17 protein-coding genes are annotated in these 19,798 nt (G+C 35.1%); 3 read left to right on the top strand and 14 right to left on the bottom strand.

Going from position 1 to position 19,798, the window contains the following annotated elements:
• Nucleotides 1-444: 444 nt before the first annotated feature.
• Together HBB17_RS05795 and HBB17_RS05790 are read right to left on the bottom strand one after the other, a co-directional pair.
• A complete protein-coding gene (locus HBB17_RS05795) occupies nucleotides 445-1,542 on the bottom strand; it encodes an SGNH/GDSL hydrolase family protein (protein ID WP_207717321.1) in 1,098 nt (365 codons plus the stop codon).
• Between the two features lie 158 nt (nucleotides 1,543-1,700).
• Nucleotides 1,701-2,027: a nucleoside triphosphate pyrophosphohydrolase family protein gene (locus HBB17_RS05790; protein WP_167956521.1), complete on the bottom strand. Its 327-nt coding sequence runs from the start codon at nucleotides 2,025-2,027 to the stop codon at nucleotides 1,701-1,703.
• 278 nt (nucleotides 2,028-2,305) lie between these two features.
• Here HBB17_RS05790 and HBB17_RS05785 point away from each other — a divergent pair, with 278 nt between their 5' ends.
• Nucleotides 2,306-3,187, top strand: a complete 882-nt coding sequence (locus tag HBB17_RS05785) for a PQQ-binding-like beta-propeller repeat protein (RefSeq protein ID WP_167956520.1) — start codon at nucleotides 2,306-2,308, stop codon at nucleotides 3,185-3,187.
• Between the two features lie 74 nt (nucleotides 3,188-3,261).
• Here the strand turns inward: HBB17_RS05785 and HBB17_RS05780 are convergent, their stop codons facing one another.
• Both HBB17_RS05780 and HBB17_RS05775 read right to left on the bottom strand, forming a co-directional pair.
• Nucleotides 3,262-4,887 carry an ATP-binding cassette domain-containing protein gene (locus HBB17_RS05780; protein ID WP_167956519.1) on the bottom strand — a complete coding sequence of 542 codons (1,626 nt, stop codon included), beginning with the start codon at nucleotides 4,885-4,887 and terminating at the stop codon, nucleotides 3,262-3,264.
• A gap of 440 nt (nucleotides 4,888-5,327) precedes the next feature.
• Entirely contained in the window at nucleotides 5,328-6,059 is a 732-nt protein-coding gene (locus HBB17_RS05775; protein WP_167956518.1) for a glycerophosphodiester phosphodiesterase, read from the bottom strand.
• Between the two features lie 153 nt (nucleotides 6,060-6,212).
• Between HBB17_RS05775 and HBB17_RS05770 the strand changes: the two genes are divergently transcribed.
• Nucleotides 6,213-7,556, top strand: coding sequence for a hypothetical protein (locus tag HBB17_RS05770; RefSeq protein WP_167956517.1), 1,344 nt, complete (start codon nucleotides 6,213-6,215; stop codon nucleotides 7,554-7,556).
• Nucleotides 7,557-7,656: 100 nt separating this feature from the next.
• On the opposite strand, the gene HBB17_RS05765 is transcribed toward HBB17_RS05770, so the two are convergent.
• Nucleotides 7,657-9,156, bottom strand: a complete 1,500-nt coding sequence (locus HBB17_RS05765) for a glycoside hydrolase family 43 protein (protein WP_167956516.1) — start codon at nucleotides 9,154-9,156, stop codon at nucleotides 7,657-7,659.
• 140 nt (nucleotides 9,157-9,296) lie between these two features.
• On the opposite strand from HBB17_RS05765, the gene HBB17_RS05760 reads away from it, so the two are divergent.
• Nucleotides 9,297-10,154 (top strand): AraC family transcriptional regulator, encoded by an 858-nt coding sequence (locus HBB17_RS05760; protein ID WP_167956515.1) that lies wholly within the window; start codon nucleotides 9,297-9,299, stop codon nucleotides 10,152-10,154.
• Between the two features lie 15 nt (nucleotides 10,155-10,169).
• Here the strand turns inward: HBB17_RS05760 and HBB17_RS05755 are convergent, their stop codons facing one another.
• From HBB17_RS05755 to HBB17_RS05715, 9 genes are all read right to left on the bottom strand, one after another.
• Nucleotides 10,170-11,294 (bottom strand): tocopherol cyclase family protein, encoded by a 1,125-nt coding sequence (locus HBB17_RS05755; protein WP_167956514.1) that lies wholly within the window; start codon nucleotides 11,292-11,294, stop codon nucleotides 10,170-10,172.
• A gap of 91 nt (nucleotides 11,295-11,385) precedes the next feature.
• Complete coding sequence (locus tag HBB17_RS05750) at nucleotides 11,386-12,261, bottom strand: EamA family transporter (protein ID WP_167956513.1); 876 nt, start codon at nucleotides 12,259-12,261, stop codon at nucleotides 11,386-11,388.
• A gap of 23 nt (nucleotides 12,262-12,284) precedes the next feature.
• A complete protein-coding gene (locus HBB17_RS05745; RefSeq protein WP_167956512.1) occupies nucleotides 12,285-13,169 on the bottom strand; it encodes a DUF445 domain-containing protein in 885 nt (294 codons plus the stop codon).
• 98 nt (nucleotides 13,170-13,267) lie between these two features.
• Nucleotides 13,268-14,656, bottom strand: a complete 1,389-nt coding sequence (locus tag HBB17_RS05740) for a sensor histidine kinase (RefSeq protein ID WP_167956511.1) — start codon at nucleotides 14,654-14,656, stop codon at nucleotides 13,268-13,270.
• Between the two features lie 49 nt (nucleotides 14,657-14,705).
• Complete coding sequence (locus HBB17_RS05735; RefSeq protein ID WP_167956510.1) at nucleotides 14,706-15,398, bottom strand: response regulator transcription factor; 693 nt, start codon at nucleotides 15,396-15,398, stop codon at nucleotides 14,706-14,708.
• 109 nt (nucleotides 15,399-15,507) lie between these two features.
• Nucleotides 15,508-15,948, bottom strand: coding sequence for a nucleotidyltransferase domain-containing protein (locus HBB17_RS05730; protein ID WP_167956509.1), 441 nt, complete (start codon nucleotides 15,946-15,948; stop codon nucleotides 15,508-15,510).
• A 136-nt stretch (nucleotides 15,949-16,084) separates the two neighbouring features.
• Complete coding sequence (locus tag HBB17_RS05725; RefSeq protein ID WP_167956508.1) at nucleotides 16,085-16,843, bottom strand: ABC transporter ATP-binding protein; 759 nt, start codon at nucleotides 16,841-16,843, stop codon at nucleotides 16,085-16,087.
• Nucleotides 16,844-16,862: 19 nt separating this feature from the next.
• Nucleotides 16,863-19,172: an ABC transporter permease gene (locus tag HBB17_RS05720; protein WP_167956507.1), complete on the bottom strand. Its 2,310-nt coding sequence runs from the start codon at nucleotides 19,170-19,172 to the stop codon at nucleotides 16,863-16,865.
• Between the two features lie 168 nt (nucleotides 19,173-19,340).
• The gene (locus tag HBB17_RS05715) at nucleotides 19,341-19,760 is read right to left on the bottom strand and encodes a BlaI/MecI/CopY family transcriptional regulator (protein ID WP_238483682.1); all 420 of its coding nucleotides are present in this window, start codon (nucleotides 19,758-19,760) and stop codon (nucleotides 19,341-19,343) included.
• Nucleotides 19,761-19,798: the final 38 nt, after the last annotated feature.

The raw sequence follows: 19,798 nt of genomic DNA, 5'->3' as shown, positions 1-19,798 counted from the left end.
GATTGTATTATATAACATTCCTAATAAAATGAAATAGATAATGGATAAGTGGTCGTTATTCTGAAATAACTGGTCAAATCACTTTACATAACCTATTCATGTAATCTTTTGATACCATTAATATAATATTACATCCAAGGTATACTGAATTCAAGAATGAGGTTCTATTGAATTACAAATTTAAGCAGACGTATCCGTTATGTTGACTTAACAGTCATATTGACTACAGGGTCATGCCGACTACTAAGTCATATTGACCATTTGGTCACATTGGCTAGGTAGTCATACTGACCAAACGGTCATTGTGACGTAATAGTCATATCTATATTGTTTGATCCTACCATTCTATTATTTTTTCGACCGAATAAACTACTGTATGAAATTAAAACAAAAAAGAAAGGCGTTATCTATTTTCCTAACACCTTCCTGAATACAATTTTAAACCTATCTTAATTGACTATACCATTTTAAAAATGCTTCTGCTACAACTGTACCAGCTTTTCCATTGGGATGGCAATCCTCTTCGCTTACTTGATATTCTCCTTTGGTTTGTGTATCATTTGGTGCTGGCAATGCTAAGATTGAAGCAATATCAAATACATGTTCCACTCCTTTTGGAGGTTCCGTTTTAATCGTTTCATTGATCTTACGCCAAATCTTTGCTTCTTCACCTACAAAATTGAAAGATGGTACCGTAAACAAAAGAACACGCAAATGTGGATTCGCTTCCCAAAGTTTTTCCACGATTATTGTAAGAGATTGTAGCAGCTGCTCATATGTACGTTTCCCCGTACCAATATCATTAACGCCAAAACAAAGAATGACTTCATCATTTTGTTTCGCTTTATTCAGCCAGGAACCATCTTGGGCCGCATCGTATGCTCGTGACCAGCCACTTCCAATATTCCAGATACCGAATTCTTTTGGTAACTTTTCTCCTATCTTATATACCCAATATTCATTGGCATCCTTCTTGGTATTCACTCCTTGCGTAATGGAATCTCCCATGAAGCAGATCTTTTTCGTAACCTTCTTACGAATAGCAAATAGATGGGGCAATACAACCATATTATCAGATGGTACAAACGATTCCTTTTCACACTGTTGAGCCACAAGACCATCTGCGATATAGGTAGACATTAAACAACGTTCTGTATTATACGGGAATACATACCCAGTTTTTTTTGCTTGAATTGTCCAGGTAAATACAAGATAATGTCCCTCTTCTAATGTAAATGTTACTTCATCACTGAAGAATGCCTCCCCCGGCTCTACTGTCTTTGTTTCTTTCCCTGCAAAAATTATGGGGATACTCGTATTCGGTTCAATTGTTCCATCGGCAATCCTTCCTCCATCCGATATACACGCTTCTAAAACGGTCCATGTTCCTCCCTCTTGTCCCGCTTTTGATACAGAACCATCATCCCAAGTTGAATCCACCGTATTCGTATGCCAGAATCGCCATGTTAATGTTCCATATTCCCTAGGTGTAAGATATGTACGGAAAGTTTTCGTAAACGGTTTATCTGTTATTAATAACAAATTAGAAGAGGTAGAAGCTAATATTCCTGATGAATAGTCACTTCACAAATCTGTAAAAAAATCAATATTTGGCATAATTTCGTCTCCTCTATGTCTTTTCCTCTATGTCTTTTCCTCTATGTCTTTTCTTCTATGTCTTTTCTTCTATGTCTTTTCCTCTATTCCTCACGATGAATGGATTTCTCTTGATCAAATCCTTCTGGATAGCGTTTCTTTAATTTTTCAATATTCATCTGAAAAATCTCCTCCAATGAATATCCAATCGCCAAAGCCGTTTCTGCAAGATACCATGCGATATCTCCTAATTCTTTTGCAAGTTCCTCTTGATTAAGGGGATGACCCTGAGCAAGATGTTTCTTAACAAGATCAATAGCTTCTCCAGATTCCCCACATAATCCCATTACTCCATTAATCAATGTGTCTTTTTGAGACATTTCTTTATTGCGTGTTTTCATCGCTAATGTTTGGTATTCATTAATTGTCATTTTGCTTTCTCCATTTAACTTATTCTCCTATATCTTTCAAGTATCCTCGAAATTGTTTACCTAGGAGTATCTCTATTCTTTTCTTCATTAAATTCACTACCAGTATACGGCATTCTATTTTATTATTCAACTTGATTTTCTGGTGATTAAAGATGTATAGAAAAGCTACCTCTTGACGAATTACAGCCAAAGATTTACTATTAACATATGTAAGGAAACAAGTGCGATAAGTAAGCATTTGTCAAGATGATTATAGGAATTAATAGGGAGGATAACAAATGAAACGAATAGTAACACTTTTTTTATGTCTATGTCTTGTGTTCGGTTATTCTGTGCAGACAGTTCATGCAGAGGAAGATACACAAACAGAGATTAAATTTAAGAAACTAAAGAAACCGCCAATGAAGTATACACTAACAAAGGGTACAAAAACAAAAAAAGTTAGTCCTTTGACGCTCACGTTGAAATCAAAAAAAGCCAATAAAATAACAGATGATGAGGAATGGTTTTCAAAAAATGATTTAGAATTACCTGTTTTTGTTATTCCTGGGGAGTTCAACAACTATTCTTCGAACTTACCATATTATATTGATTGGTATTGCGGGGATCTTTACATCACCAATGCTTTTGAAGATGCTTCTTACATCTACTGTGTATATGGAGGAAATTATGCAGAAGGATACAAACTCTATATTTACAGTAAAAAAAATGGAGAAATTGTGTATAAACTTGATTTTTCCAACTATCGCTATTCCAGTAAATACGTCAAAGAAGATTATGATTATGTCCAACAAGAAATTAAATGGGCAAAGATCGTAGGTAATGTCCTTTATGTATCCAACAGCCATGATACCTATGCCAAGAGTTCTTACAATATGAATGCTTACATAACTGCAATTGATTTATCCACATATAAGATTTTATGGCGTTCTAGTCCATTAGTTGCTAATTGTACGAATTTTGAGATTATCGGTAATGTCATTATTTGCGGATATGGATTTACCGATGAAAAGGATTATCTCTACCAATTAAATCGTACAAATGGTAAAGTAATTTCCAAAATAGCTTTAAAGACTGCTCCGGAATATATTATCAAAAAAGGTAGTAAACTTTATGTACGTACGTACAATACCGATTATGTATTTAAGATTGGAAAATAACATATAGTTAGACAAAGTGTACTTTGAAGCTGTTATTAATACGAGCGTTTACGAAGTACACTTTGTTTTTTCCCTTATATCGTAACTTCTTTTACTTCTCGTATTTCACTATCAATAAATTCATACTTTCGATTACAAATGTGACTAATCTTCTCTTTATGTGTAACGATGATTACCGTTTTTTGTTTTAGATAATGATTAATCATTGCTATAATCCGTTCTTCAGTTACCTCATCTAGATTACTTGTTGGTTCATCAAGCAAATAAATCTCTTTATCGATCAATAGACCACGGATTACATTAAGTCGTTGTCTTTGTCCTGTGGATACGAATACACCACGCTCACCCAATAAGGTATCCAATCCTTCTTCCTGTTTTTCAAACCAATCCCACATCCCAACTTCTTTAAGCATGTTATATAGCTGCTCGTCTGTAATAGAAGGATTACCAAATGTCAGGTTCTCCCGTAATGTTAAGTCTAACATTTCCGTATCCTGTGCAATGAAAACAGCATCAATATTCTTATCCACTGCAATGCCATCTACATATACATTGCCTTTTGTCTCAATAATTCCTGATAAGATTTTTAATAAAGTTGTCTTTCCCTGTCCACTCTCTCCCATAATACAGATTTTTTCCCCTTTCTGAATAACAAAAGATGGGATGCATATCTTTAATGCTTCTTCTTGTGTACCATATTGATAGGTAAGTTCCTGAATGGAGATTTCATGGAAATCTGCTCCTATAGAGGTGGAGGTATAGATGGAAGACTGTTCCCTAATCAACCGGTCCATTTCTTTTTGTGATGTACAATATACAGTAAAATCTTTTATAAAGTTAGCAATATTTCTGTTGTTGAAAACCAACTGAATCGTTGCTAAGGATAGATATGCCAAAAACTGTACGATGGGAAACTGTGCATCACGTTGGTAAATTTCCAATGCAACAAACATACAGATTGGGTAGATCATATAATTGATCGTCTTATATACCGTAAATCCAATCTCATTTCCAATTATAAATCGTCTGGAGGCTTGTAGATTCTTCTTCTCTATATTTGTAGCTTTTTGTTGAATGAATGACAATCCTCGTAATTTTTGAACAGTAGATATATTATTAATGCCATCCATGAAGATTCTCGTTTGCTCCCCTCGTACTACGGTCATATTTTTCAATGATGCTGCTATTTTTTTTGAACAAACCAATCGTATAACAATAGAAAGAAACGATAAGAAGATGATGATTCCTGAAAAAATCAAGGAATACTGCGCTATGTAAACAATTAAATATATAATATATACGAGACTGATTGTCGTAATCAAAAGACTGAATAGTAGGGTACTTTTTTTCTCAATCAATTGTGTTAATATACCTGCTACATACCCTGTATTTCCTTTTTGCAATTCTTCTGGCTTCGTTGTATACAATTTTTGATAATAATAGGAATAGCTGTAATTTTGAACATATACCGTAAGGATTCCTTGTAGATAATCGCATATAAACTCAATCATTTCCCACAACAGGATATATACAATAAAAAAACAAGCTGCATGAATAAATGCTTTATGCTCAATCTGTGTTGCGGCCACTTTTGATAAAGCCACCGTCAGATAAGAATTCATAATTGACCAAATCAAGGTAATAATGGTATTCGTTATAATGATTTTTCTGGGGATTCCTAAGAATAGTTTTTTTAGCATAATTGGTTCTCCTCTCTTTATTTACTGTTTTACTGTTTGTAAAGCTAATCATCTGCTTTGATCAAGAGCAGGTAATATCATACACAAAGTATACTTCTGTGTAGCTTCAGCTGACATCTAGCTTATGTGCGAGTGTGCATCCCCTCGGAGGGTTTATAAAATAGGAAAGTCGGAGGACTATCTTATTTTATAAAAAAAAACGGTGCTTTGCTATCGCAAAACACCGACACATGAATTCATGTTAAATTAGAATATGTGGTAGGCTTATGTATTTGCGTAGCAAAAAAAGTAGGTAATTAATAAGACAATACCCACGAGTACAATGACATATTCCATAATAAATGTACGATTTTTCGCTACCATAACACTCTTCCTTTCCAATATTTCTATCAATTATAGCATACGAACCATAAAAGTCAACCATAAAATACCATATTTTATTACAGATTCTTGTTTGCGTTATTCACAAATGCTTTACAAATATCCGGATAATTGGTTATAGCGCCAGAAATCCCCCAATCATAGAGTTTACGAAGATCTCCCATCTCATTAACGGTCCAAGCATTGATTGCAACACCATGTTTTTTGCAATTCTTGACCACTGTTTCACTTAGATTCGTTACATCCGGATGGTAGCAGTCCAGTCCACTACTTTTTACATAATACCCCGCATTCCCAATCTCTTTTTCCGTAAGAAATCCACATGGCACATCTGGTGCAAGTTGTTTACATTTCAGCATGGAAACATGATTAAAGGAAGAGAACATAACACGGTTCAGCATATCATACGATTGCAACAAGTCGATTACTTTCTTTTCTAGATCTGTATAATAAAACCGATTATTTTTCAGTTCAATATTGGTTGTAACAGAAGTTGTCTTAGCCCATGCAACGTATTCTTCAAAACTAGGAATAGGTAAAAAATCAAAGTTTTTCTTAATAGAAGCAGCATTGAATTTTCGTAATTCCTCAAAGGTATATTTTCTTACATAGCCTTCTCCATCTGTCGTTCGTTTAATCGTTTCATCATGAATGATAACAAGTACATGATCCTTCGTTTCCTGCACATCTAATTCAATCACATCACAGCCTGCTTCCACTGCTTTTTCAAAACTTAACATCGTATTCTCTGGATATATTCCACTAAATCCTCTATGCGCAATGACTTTCATTCTACCTACCAACCTTTCTGTTTTATACCTACATGTCCTTCATCGTATTAATTTCGTTTACACTGTATCACAATACATATCATTTTTCCAGTCTATTTCACCATTTCTCGGATTGAACATATAATGTATAGGAACACAAAATCGAGGGAACTTATGAGCAGTTTTAATCCTTTTGAAGAAAAACCGTTACCAATTGAGAAGACATTTATGAACTGGGATACCATTTATCCTTGTCCATATAACAAAGAAACTACTGATCCCTATACCAAATGCCGAATTGTTTTAATGAATGGTACGGAATTTGAAGCACAATGGTTTTCACGGAATTTTTCCCGTCATTGTACCGATAATGATTTACGTAGAGAATTAGCGCTAGTAAGGCGTATTGAGCAACAGCAGCAAAAACGAATCAGCTGTTTGAAACCAAAGAACGAATCCATATTAGAGCATACAATCACGTATGAACAACTTGCTGTCGATCTTACTTCCGTTTTAGCAAAACAAGAACCAGATTGTCTCGTAAGAAATGCATTAAACTTTGCATTATTAGAGGATTTTGATCATCTCTACCGTTATTCGAACTTGCTTGATTATGAATATGGAATTTGTCCGAAAAAATTAGTTGGTGGCTATACGGAAATTACACCTGCTAGACCTACCATATCCGAACACCGATATCCAAAGGATAGTATCTTCCCTTATGTAAATAATGATACCGCTTCCATCTTAACGAAATTAAATATCGGCATCATTACAGCAGCCGAACAACAAACAATGAATTATTATATGAATGTTGCATCTTTATATGATAAGTCTGATCTTGGTCGTCGTCTATATCAAGAAATTGGTATGATCGAAGAACAACATGTTAGTCAATACGAAAGCTTGAAAGATACCACTGCTACATGGTTAGAAGAATTATTAATGCATGAATATACGGAATGTTATCTGTATTATTCATGTATGCAAACAGAATGTGATAAACAAATCCGTTGCTTATGGGAAGAATGTTTCGTTCAAGAAATTGCTCATTTGCATAAGGCGAAAGACCTTCTTTGCAAATATGAAGGTAAAGAATGGCAGCAGGTTATCCCTTGTGGAGACTTCCCTGAACTTCTCTGCTTACGTCCAAATATTGATTACGTTCGTTCCGTTATTGAAACTACAACAGGTAATACGCAACTCGGTGAATGTATCGTTCCTTTGTGTACATTACAAGCAGATGATCCATTCTATTGCTACCAGGATGTTGTCAATGAAAAAGTGTGTAGAGTAGCCAGTCATGCTGTGATTGATCGTTACATCAACAGCAAAGGCTGTGATTACCGTTTTGAAGTTGCACCAAATCCAATATGTGAACTACAAAACCGTCGCTGTGATAATACCGAATTAGCACGTAATCCTGAATGTACACCTGAAAGCACACAAGTATGTGGAACGACAAAAGGAGAATGCAGTTGTGAAATTCAAACAGAAGAAGGACCTTTCTGTATCTAATTTAGGAATGTAAAGGATCACCCATACCTTTCCATTGAAAGATATGGGTGATCTTTGTTATTTTTCGTATTTGTTACTTTTAAGTGTTTCCTAACTTTGCTTATACATATTCACAAGTAAAATTCGTAAAGTTTGCAAATGATCCTTCCTTTTGATCGGAAGCATATAGACCAATCATAACGCCAGTAAATCCACCCGCTACTTCAGAAGATAGATATCTCGTTAACCCTTCTCCCAAAACAATTGGACTTTCTTTGTCTTCCTGTATACAATAGAAATGATATTTTGAATTCTCCGCCACGATTTGGAATCGTATCTTCGAACCCTTCTGTATAACAATATGTTCAATGGATTTAATGTTTCCTATGTTCAATCGCTCGATAATTTCGAACACTTTGTCTTTTTCACGAATTGCAAGATCATAATGATGATTTTCATCCATGTAACATGTAATTCCAGCTTCCCCACTATCTGTTTGGACATCACAGGTGATTTTTGCACAGAATTCTCTCTGTCGTAATCCAAGAAACGTTGGACTATCTGCTTGATCCAGCGTTACATCTGTACCATGTAATTGAACCCTATCTTTTTGAATTCGATAATTTTCTTCCGTTGGGATTCGTAAGTAACTCCAGTCCTTTTTCCAGTCTGTATCTGCGAATGTCACAGACTTTACTTTCTTTTGTACTACAGAATCAGAGATGCGATCCGTATCCACTGTTCTTTGTGTTGTACCCTGCTCACCTGCAATAAACCAGCCATCTTTTTGGAAGGTTACTGGAGTAAGGAATACTTCTCTACCTAGATGATGGAATGTATCCCATCTTCCAATTTGTCGAAAACCAAGAGAGATAATCCACCAATTTCCATGGTTATCTTCTATAAGATCCCCGTGTCCAATTCCCTGGATTTCATATCCACCAAGATTACGGTTCGTTAAGACTGGGTTCGATGCATATGAAGTAAATGGACCAAAGATTGAATTCCCTCTTGCATAGGTCACCATATGACCATACTCGGTACCACCTTCCGCTGCTAACAGATAATAACTTCCATTGATCTTATACAAATGTGGTCCTTCTAAGTATCTTCCACCAGAACCTTGCCAAATGGTCTTACTTTTCGAAAGCTTTTTTCCTGTTTCAATCTCAATTTCACATTGAACAATTCCAGGTACACCATCTTCGTCGCTTCCATTACTCATGAAATATGTCCTACCATCTTCAAAATACAAAGAAGGGTCGATACCACCTTGATCCACATAATTTGGTTCCGACCATTCTCCCATAATATCATCTGTCCATACATAGAAATTTTGATGTGTTGTATCATTGGTCGTAACCATATAAAAACGTCCTTCATGATAGCGTATGGTTGGCGCGAATACACCACCGGAACTATTAACACCTGTTAAAGCAATTTGACTTTCTCTAGTAAGACAATGTCCAATCTGCTCCCAATTTATAAGGTCCTTACTTTGAAAAAGCGGAACGCCCGGAAAATATTGCATGGAACTACAAACCATGTAGAACGTATCTCCTACTTTACATACACTCGGATCTGGGTAGAACCCTTTCACAATTGGATTTTGATATATCATATGTACTCCTCCTAATAAGCTTCTGTTTGACTTCTATATATACTAGCACTATACTGTATATAGTGTATCATTCATAAATAGTAACCTACAACGAGTTTTCAGACACAGAATAGCATAAAACGGTCATGGAGGTTCAGCCGATGTACGAGATGAAATTAGATTTTTTCACAACCAACCATAAATTCCCCTTTTTTATTCAATATGGACATCATTCTGGTGACTTTTTTATGCATACACATAAAGATTTTACAGAACTTGTTATTGTTATGGAGGGCTCAGCGATACATGTGGTTGAAGAAGAATCCTATGAAATTAAGAAAGGCGATATCTTTGTTATCGGAAGTAATACTGCTCATGGATTTCGTAACTCCAAAGAGTTTCGACTCTGTAACATCATGTTTCACCCAGAGCTTATGTTTCCAGAAGAAAGCGATATAAAGCGATCCAGAGGATTTCATGCTCTTTTTGTCCTAGAGCCTTACATAACAAAGGAATATGAATTTCAGAGTAAATTACGAATGAATTTTGAAGAATATCAGAAGGTATCTCATATGATTGAAGAGATGATGATGGAATATCGATTACGAAAAGAAGGATGGCAAGAAATGCTGAAATCTTGTTTTCTGCATTTGATCATCTACCTTTCCAGGATTTATAAACTTCCTGAAAAGACAGATCATCATGATTTAATCTATATTGCAAATGCGGTATCCTATATTGAAAATCACTATACGGAAACCCTTACAGTACAACAGCTTGCACAGATAGCATATCTATCCGAACGACATTTTTCAAGAATTTTTCAGAATACTTATCAGATATCACCGATGCAATATGTTATTAAGCTTCGTTTACATCACGCTAGTTTGCTTCTTAAGAATACAGAACTACCGATTACAGAGATTGCAACTCAAAGTGGTTTTACTGACAACAACTATTTTGCCCGTATTTTCAAACGCTACTACCATTGCACTCCAAGTTCTTTCCGTAGCTTATAACCTAGGATTCGAAGTTTATTCGTATTCACCATATTCACAACCAGCATTATGGAAGGTAAGGCGATCGATTAAGATTCTTGAATTTCCTTGCTTCTTATATAGGATCAATTTTCCTTCCCCAGTACCGCCATTCCAAAGATTCTTATGTTTCTTAGAGCCATCTGGTGCTTCATAATTAATCTTCAACATCTCCTCTTTTCGACATCGACATTGAATAATAAGTATATGCGTTGCATTTTCCGTTTTAACTTTCCAATGAACATAGTTTGCTGTTTCATAACAATGGAATTTTGTACGTACAAGCATCCAGAACTTTGAGAAATTAAATTCATATTCTTTCCCCTCATAGTAAAAATCAATTAGTAATTTACGATTCATCGGAATGCCAAATACCTTCGGTCTGCCTCCACCTACTTCGAAGACGGAATTTTTTAACCGTTCCTTTCTTCTGTGGCTATACAAATTACAACTACTGATCCAAACCCATGGACTTGTAAAGTTCTTACCCCAATTTTTATCTGCATATCCGAAACTTTTTTCAGGTATAACTTGATAGTATTCTCCATTAAAACAGATCGTACCTTCATATTCGGTTTTCATACCTTCTGCATGCCAGAACATCTCAAACGCATTCAAAGATCGGAAAAATTTTGATGCACCATACCCTACATTATAACAGATTTTCTTATGAATCTTTAGATTCCACTCCATTTCACCGGCATCACTCATATATTCCGGATGTTGCATTGCCATATCTTCTGTAACAAGTACTTTACCGCATGTAAACTGCTCGGTTAATTGATTCCCATCTACTTCTAAAGACAACACATCTTCTTTCATCTTTACATCTGCCACTGGATAGTATGCATGTAACTGCTTATGATCCTTTCCCCAAGTCCCAACATGAATCATACAATAACTTGGTTTTATACCCGCGGCTTGATTATCTGGATCTTGTCCAAGTACAACACTTTCTGGTGCTAATGTAGGATTAATCAGAAAGAATTCAATATAGAATGCCTTCGCTTCTCCTGTTTTTTCATGGTATGCTGTAAATGAATGCCACCACCAATCATAGCCTTGATTTGCTAAAGGACCATGCAGCATATACAAATTTCTTTTCAGATCAGACTGATTCATATCCTTCTCCTCCTTATGAATAACGCTTTCTCCTGTTATTTGGGTAAAATCCTGTTTTACAAGAATGAAAATCTGCTTTGCTCTCTGTACCTTATATAAGTAAACTGAATGTCCCAACTATAATCAAGAACAAACCAAATCCAGATTTTAGGGATAACTTTTCACCAAAAACAAAATAGGAAAATGCTATGGTGACTAAGATACTGAGTTTATCAATTGGTACAACAATACTTACTTCTCCCGTCTGTAATGCCCGATAATAGCACAGCCACGAACCACCTGTAGCAAATCCTGATAATACAAGGAATAGCCAACTCTTTCGATCAATCATGCGGATGGTGTGTTGCTTTTTTGTAACGAATACAACAATCCATGCCATTACAAGAACAACCACAGTTCGAATAGCAGTACCAAGATTTGAGTTTATTTCTTCTATACCTACTTTTCCAAGAATACACGTTAAACTAGCAAATAATGCAGAAGCACAAGCATAAAAAATCCAACTACGCGTTTGTCTCTTTTCTTCTTCCACACGAATCCTAACGTCATTCTTTTTTTGGATCATTAGATATGTGCCAATTCCAATTGTTAGGATTGCAAAGCATTTTATAATAGGAAAGCCTTCTTGTAAGAACACCCCTGCAAGAATCATAGTAATAATGGTACTTGATTTATCGATTGGTGTTACTTTGTTCACATCACCGATTTGTAATGCATGAAAATAACAAAGCCAGGAACCACCTGTAGCAAGACCAGAAAGAATCAGGAACACCCATGTTTTCAAACCAATTGCATCTATTCCTTCGTAACTTCCTGTAATTCCTACCATAATCCACGAAAATACGAGTACAATAATCGTTCGCAATGCAGTAGCTACATTTGAATCGGTGTTCTTAATCCCACACTTAGCAAGAATTGCTGTTAATCCCGCAAATATGGCTGAACAAAAAGCAAACACAATCCACATAAAACAGCCTCTTTTCTTCTGTATTAGAATAATAAATTAAGTAACCCAATTAAGAACCCAATTATAGCACCCAAATTCACGATTGTTCCCAACTCGTGTTTCATAACAGACATAATCAATGTCTCTAATTCCGAAACATCCATTGCATTGATTTTCTCTTCTACAATACCTTGGATATCAAATGTGCCTGCAATCTTAGATGCTTGTTCCTCAACAAAGGCATCATATATGGCTGAAATCATATTGTCTACCTTTGTAGAATCTGATATATTCAATAGTTCTCCTGGCGTTTTCCCTTCTACTTCTGTAATTTCATTGGCTACATAAGCTCGTATTTTCTCTTTTCCTTGTTCTTGTACATATTGATCAACCTTGTTCCCAATAGGTGTTGCCAGTGAAGCAATCATATCCTGATTAATGAACATCGCAAGCATACCACCTTTTTGTTGTATTGCAGCTGCTCCTTCCGTTGCGATTAAGTTGCCCACATCCATTCCCAAAAAACCTTCCGTGATCTTATTGGTAATCCATTCTGCAACTTGTTCTTTCTTCTCCATGTACTCATCTTCACGAAATACAGTTTGCCCCACTTCATGAATCGTCTCGTGAAGGAGATTTTGATCCATTGCATTGCGAATACCCATTACAATGGTTTCTTTCATCGCTTCAGAATGAAAAACTTGCGCTAATTCTTCCTCATCCACAAGATTATTCCCTACTGCTTGTCCTATGGCATGTGCAAGAGCAGGTTTTCTCTTTGGTATGATACCAGGTGTAAATGGTAACGTAAAAGATCCAATCTGGATTGCTTTCTTAGGACGGAAAAGCATCTTAACTGCAATATAATTCGTAAAATATCCGATTACTCCTCCAATAATAGGTCCAGCTAATAAAGAAACAATATTCATAATCTAATCCTCTTTCTATCTATCGTATCGTATCGAAAAGAGTATACACGATTTTTTAGAAGGAATCAACCATTCTACTGGCTTCATCATTCGTAACGTTATATACCAATTGTAAACCAGAACTCACTTCCTTGTGACTTTCTACTTCGACAATAGATGTCCCCATTATGTTGATTTACAATATATTTACATATGGACAAGCCAAGTCCAGAACCAGGAACATTGGAACTTCGAGATTTTTCAGCTCGATAGAATTTATCGAATACGTAAGGAATATCATCCGCTCCAATGCCAATTCCGTTATCCTTCACATGGAATGTAACATATTTTTCTTCCCGTGTTACCAAAAACTCTATTACACCATTCGTCTTGTCACTGTATTTCATACTATTTTCGATCAGATTATATAGGACTTCTGTTATTCTTTTTTCATCAATATTAATCAGAAAATCCTCTAGTATAATGGATTGTTTAAATGTAAACCCTTGTTGTTCTGCATAGATTCGCAACTCTCTTGCAATTTCTTTTATATATGTTTGAAAATAAATATCTTTTCGTACAATATTTAATTGATTTAATTGGGTATTGGAGTATTCCAACAATTCTGTAATCATTTCTTCCAATAGATTGGTTTTATTCAAAAGAATGGTCAAGAATTCTTTTCTTTCTTCTTCACTGCCAGCTATTCCATCACGGAGTCCCTCTCCATATGCTTTAATTGTTGATATTGGTGTTCGAAGATCGTGAGAGATACAAGAGATCAATTCCTGTTGCGACTTCCGTAATGCTTGCTCAGACATTTGTTTTTCCTTTAATTCATCACGCATTAGTTCAAAGGAATAGGTCAAATCACCAATCTCATTACTTTGAAGTTCACTTTCATAGATGCGATGTACTTCCACATCATAATTTCCGGCAATAATAGCATTGGCAGAAGTACTGATTTTCTGTAAGGGATTTAGTATCCTTTTATTGCAATACCTTGTTCGAAACAAGATTAGAAACAGACTAACAAGACTCCCCAAAACCAACGGGAAGAAGCATTTTTCGCTATTCTTTTTATAGGTTGCATTTTTTAGCTGTTCTTTTGAAACTAGATATACAACAAAACCTTTACAAACGCCATTCTTATCATTTAACAATAGTGGACATTTTTCTTTTCCATTGTACTTCTTTGCAAAGCTCTTATCATTCTGAAGCATCTCTTCTGCAATCACATGGTCACCCGGCAGATAATCAAATTCATCATCTGCATATACTACCTCTCCTGCTAAATCAAATACAAGATAAGGATAGGTACCCTTCTCATAGATTCCTTCTTCTATGGATTCTTTCTCCATCTCCAATTGAATACGGATATCATTCATATAGATTGTAAAATCACTTTGAATAAACAGCCAAACGCTACTTCCAATACTCAGAACCCAGACCATAATCAATACAATAGCAGTCATGGTATTCCATTTTTTTATCGTATCTTTCCTCATCTTATCCCTTACAGGTACCCCACATTCCCTGTCTTTCTCCTCTTTTGGTTTATTGTGGGAAGAACTTATATCCAGCTCCCCAAACCGTTTTTATGTAATTAAGGCCATAATGGTCTAACTTTTCACGAATTCGATTCACGTATACTGTAACACTATTATCATCACCACACTCATTATACCCCCAAACGGCTTCGTAGATCTGTTCTTTTGAGAATACTTGATTTGGACTCGATGCAAGATAATAAAGCATATCAAACTCTTTCGTTGTAAGATTCAACGTTTCTCCTTTTGCCGTTGCTGTATAGGACGATTTGGTTAACATCAACTCCCCACTTACGAGGGTAGAAGGATTTTCTTCCTTTTCCTGATGCAACATTTTTTCGTAACGACGAATTTGCGCTTTTACTCTTGCTACTACTTCAATTGGACTAAATGGTTTTGTGACATAATCATCCGCTCCTATTCCAAGTGCAATAACTTTGTCCATTTCCCCATTCTTAGCAGAAATTATGATAATCGAGGCATCTGAGACTGCTCGAATCTCCTTACATACTTCGATTCCATCTAATAATGGCAACATAATATCTAATAACACCACACTGGGATTGAAACGATGAAATGCTTCTAATCCAGATTTTCCATCGTTGGCAATTTCTACTTGAAATCCTTCTATTTTTAGATAGGCTGCAACAATACTAGCCAGTTCTTTTTCATCCTCAATGATCAATATTGTATGTGACATAACAATCTCCTTGTTCCATTCTTCTCTTATTGTTCACCTAGTTGTATCTTTTGTGACTTTCCCTTAATTATCTTTTATACTTTGTGGTTTATCCTAGTTTTATCTTTTATTATCCTTCATTATATATTTCACTTAATTCCATCGTTTCATGAAAAGGTTTCACCGGAAAATTCGTATTCGATAAGACATTTTTTTTATCTACTAGGATTTCATAGCCATCAAGCAAGACACTTTTTGTTCCTTGATCAAGTGGAAGGGAATACCAACTTGGTTTTACAATCCCGAATTCCACTTCTGCACCTTCTTCATACCAAACACGGACAGATGTACATTCTCCCCAGTATTCTAAAACATATCGTTTCACTTCACCAAAAGTATGGATAAAAGAAAGGGTATGTAACATATCTTCTTTTTCTTCTGTAATAATGCAAACATCCAGATCCGAATCAATCTTGTTCTGTTTACGCGCAAAAGACCCAACAAGTAGAATCGCTTCTACCTGTAGGTCTTCTCTTCCCCAATTTGTAATCTTTTTAATCAACGTATTCAATGGAAATCACTCCTTATAGCATAGTATCATGCACTTTGAATAACCTACAATATACTAAGGTAATAACGTAACATCATAACAATTCTTAGTATTAGTATAGCATCATACCGTACGATTTACCATAAGGAATCGTGTTTTACCACCCCTTTGCCTTCAAAAATTTATACACCGTTTCTTCTCTTTGAGCAAGATCATCTGTTCCATACTCTGCTAGGGCTAAATCTCCATCTATTCTACCATCTTTGATATAAAGAATTCGATTTCCTCGTAATGCGGCTTTCAGATCGTGGGTAACCATAACTACGGATTGTCCATCTCCATGTACTTTCGTAAAGATATCTAACACACTATCCCCTTGTGAGGAATTCAATGCACCTGTTGGTTCATCTGCAAATAATACTTTTGGCTCATTAATCAGTGCTCTGCAAATTGCAACTCTTTGTTTCTGTCCGCCTGACATTTGATTTGGAAATTTACTCTTATGATTTGTTAATTCCAATTTTTCCATAAGATCCTGAATGCGTTTTTCAATTTGTTTTCGGTCTTTTTTTGTTTTGTATGTTGGACTTAATATATTCTCATATACATTTAAATTTGGAATCAGATTGATACCCTGGAATACAAAGCCTAATTTTTCCTTACGTAATTTCGTAATTTCCTTTTCTTTCATTCGGGTAATATCTTCGCCATCAAAGAAAACTTTTCCCGTTGTAACTTGGTCCATACCACTTAATGAATAGAGTAGTGTAGATTTACCAGAGCCAGAACTTCCCATGATAACTGTAAAATCCCCTTCATATATATTTAAATCCATATTTTTTATGATATTATTAATCTCTCCATCGGTTATAAAACTTTTACATAACAGCTGTGTTTGAATGATTGTTTTTTTCATATGATAAACGTCTCCTTTTCTAATCCATGATCAAATCTCTTACATCAACATGATGCAGGGATCGGCTTGATATTACTGTACTTAAGATAAACAACAAGAACGAACTTACATTTGTAATGAGCAAATGAATCACATTTAACGTAATTGGATATTTCTTAAATCCGAATACCTGTAAAGCAAGTGACATTATGCTTCCATAGGACGCAATCGTTAATGGAATTGCAATAATGATGGCAACAAGACCAATCATTCCAACATAATATAGGTTTGACAACAGCAAATCTTTCGTAGAATAACCGATACATTTATAAATGCCATTGTTCTTTTCGTTATTGGCATTCTTTAGCATAACGATACAGAAGATATTGATTCCACCGATAAGGAAAACCAATAGAATAACAGGTGGGATTCCTTTGATTTGTGGAGCAATGATCATGTTCATTATTGATGAAAATGCTTCTGTTCTTGGCATTACCTGTCCTTTATTACCTAAGATTTCTTTCATATCATGTATGAAATTTTTTTGGTCCTCTTTAGATTTAAGGTAAATAGAACAGGAATTATAGTTTAATGGTATATCGTCTGCGGTGTAAGAATCGCTACGTAATCGACATGCATCTCCTAGCTGGTAGTATGTCTGAAAAATACCTGTGATTAGAAATTTTTTCTTATACTGATATCCCAAATAGCATTCGATATAATCACCAATTTCTTTTCCAAAATCATCTGCTACTTTTGTGGATATGGCAATTTCTTCTTTTGTTTTTGGGTTGTGTCCTTCAATCACTGGTAATTGAACCGTCTCGTACTCATCATAGATAAAAGTTGATAAACTTGGAGATGCAACTCCCTTTTTCCAATCAAATAAAATTCTTTCATCTTGAACAACATTTAGAACTTTCTCCACACGTTCATCTTTTTCTACAATGGATTTTACATAATCATATTGGCTTGAATCTGTTACATTAATAATAACATCTGACGCATCAATACCCAGCCAATAATCATTCTTTTCTTTTTGAGAAAATGCAACATCCAAAGAGATCATAGCAAAATTTATACTAAATACCGTAACAATAGCTGTAATTAAAATTCCAATAATTCCCTTTTTATCCCTTACGATATTACGTATTGCAATACCAAAGGGAGAAAATGCAGTATTTACATTTCCGTGCATCTTCTTTTTCTTCGTATTGGTACTTTGCAATCCGTTAAGTGCGTAAACCGGCTTTATATTCTTTGTTTTTCGAATAATTAAGAAGATAATAGTTAAGACAAATACAAGTACAATAATTATACAAGGGATACCTGTACGAATACTATTAATTGCTGCATTTTCGCCAATATTATCGAATATACCAGAAAGTATCACTTTGGATATTAATTTTGAAACCAATATACCTAGGGTACTTGCGAAAAGAACGATTACGAAATAAAAGGTTAGATACATCTTAAGTATATCATTGGTCTGATAGCCAATCGTCTTATACACAGCGATGGTTTTTGCATCGGTGATCATGGCATGGCGAATCATAAAGTTTATAATCAGACAACTTACGACCAACATGATACAACCAATTGCTAAAAAGACAGCAGCTACAATATTAATTGTAATCAACCCGTTGGACATTACATCATCTACACTCTCCAAAAAACCAACAAATTGCTCTGGGTATTGTTCCTGGTAATCATTCTTTACATCCTCTGCGGTAGAACCTTCTTTCGCATAAATCTTTAAAAGATATTGTATCTTACATACGGTAGGTACTTCATCAATAAGTATTGCAGAATCAAACGCTGTGGAAGTTGAATATGGTTCTACAAAGACGCCTCGAATGATATAATTGATGTCTCCCTGAGGATTTTTTACCGTTAACGTATCTCCAATTTCTAAATCAAATTCATTCTTAACACACGCTGGTATTAAACAAGAAGATTTATCCCCTTCTTTAATGACTCCATCTCCTTCAATTACACGAATGGAACCATATACCTCTTTGTCATATTTGACAAGATCAGAGAAAGCTTCAACTTTTTGATCACCTACATACATATCATCCTCAATATAGGAATATGGAATGGAGATAACTTTTTCAACGGAAGATAGTTTTTTAAATCGTTGTTCTAGCCGATTAGCTCCTTCCTTCTCTTCTGAATAGGAGAACACGGTGATATCCGGTGTATGACATTCTTTTTTCAGTCGTTCATAAGGTTCATCAATGGATGTTAATATGGTCATTGCCCCATTTAATAATGCTGTACATAACAATATAACCAAAAAAATCATAATGGTTTGTACTTTACGTTGTCTAAATAATTTTTTCCACATTATATTCGTCCTTTCTTCAAATCATACAGTTTCTTGTTCTTCAACTTGTTTATGTATCTATCATACAAACCAAATATTAAATAAAAATTGTTAAAATATAAATAATTATTAATAAAATGAAGGAGGGTCAAAAAGATATATAATATCTTTTTGACCCTCCTTTTTCAATCAAAACTTCTGTTCACTAATGATGCGTTCTAATTCCATAATTTCAGCTTTTGACAGCTCTTGTTCTTTAAGATAATCTACGATAAATTTGCTTAACGAACCACTATATAGTTGATTAATCAAAGCTTTCGTTTCTATATTCTGTACACTTCGTTTTGAAATAGCAGCTTTGCATAGAAATCCTGGATCCTCACGAATCAACGCTCCTTTATCGATCAAACGTTTGATCACCGTATAGGTGGTATTCTTCTCCCAACCGATATACTCTTTAATGATCTTCGCAATATCCTTTGCAGCTAGTGATTTATTCGACCATAGTAATTCCATGATATTTAATTCACCTTCATGCAGACGTATCTCTTTCATCACACATATCCCCATACTTTCTCTGAATACTAGCTCCTTTCGGTCTGTATTCATAAGAAAACGGATACGGATTTATCCTTTCAACTATAGCA

Origin of the sequence: Anaerosporobacter faecicola (assembly GCF_012070565.1) — a bacterium.
Lineage (GTDB): Bacteria > Bacillota > Clostridia > Lachnospirales > Lachnospiraceae > Anaerosporobacter > Anaerosporobacter faecicola.
Note: the sequence above shows the minus strand (reverse complement) of the source record. Positions and strands in the feature narration are given on the sequence as shown.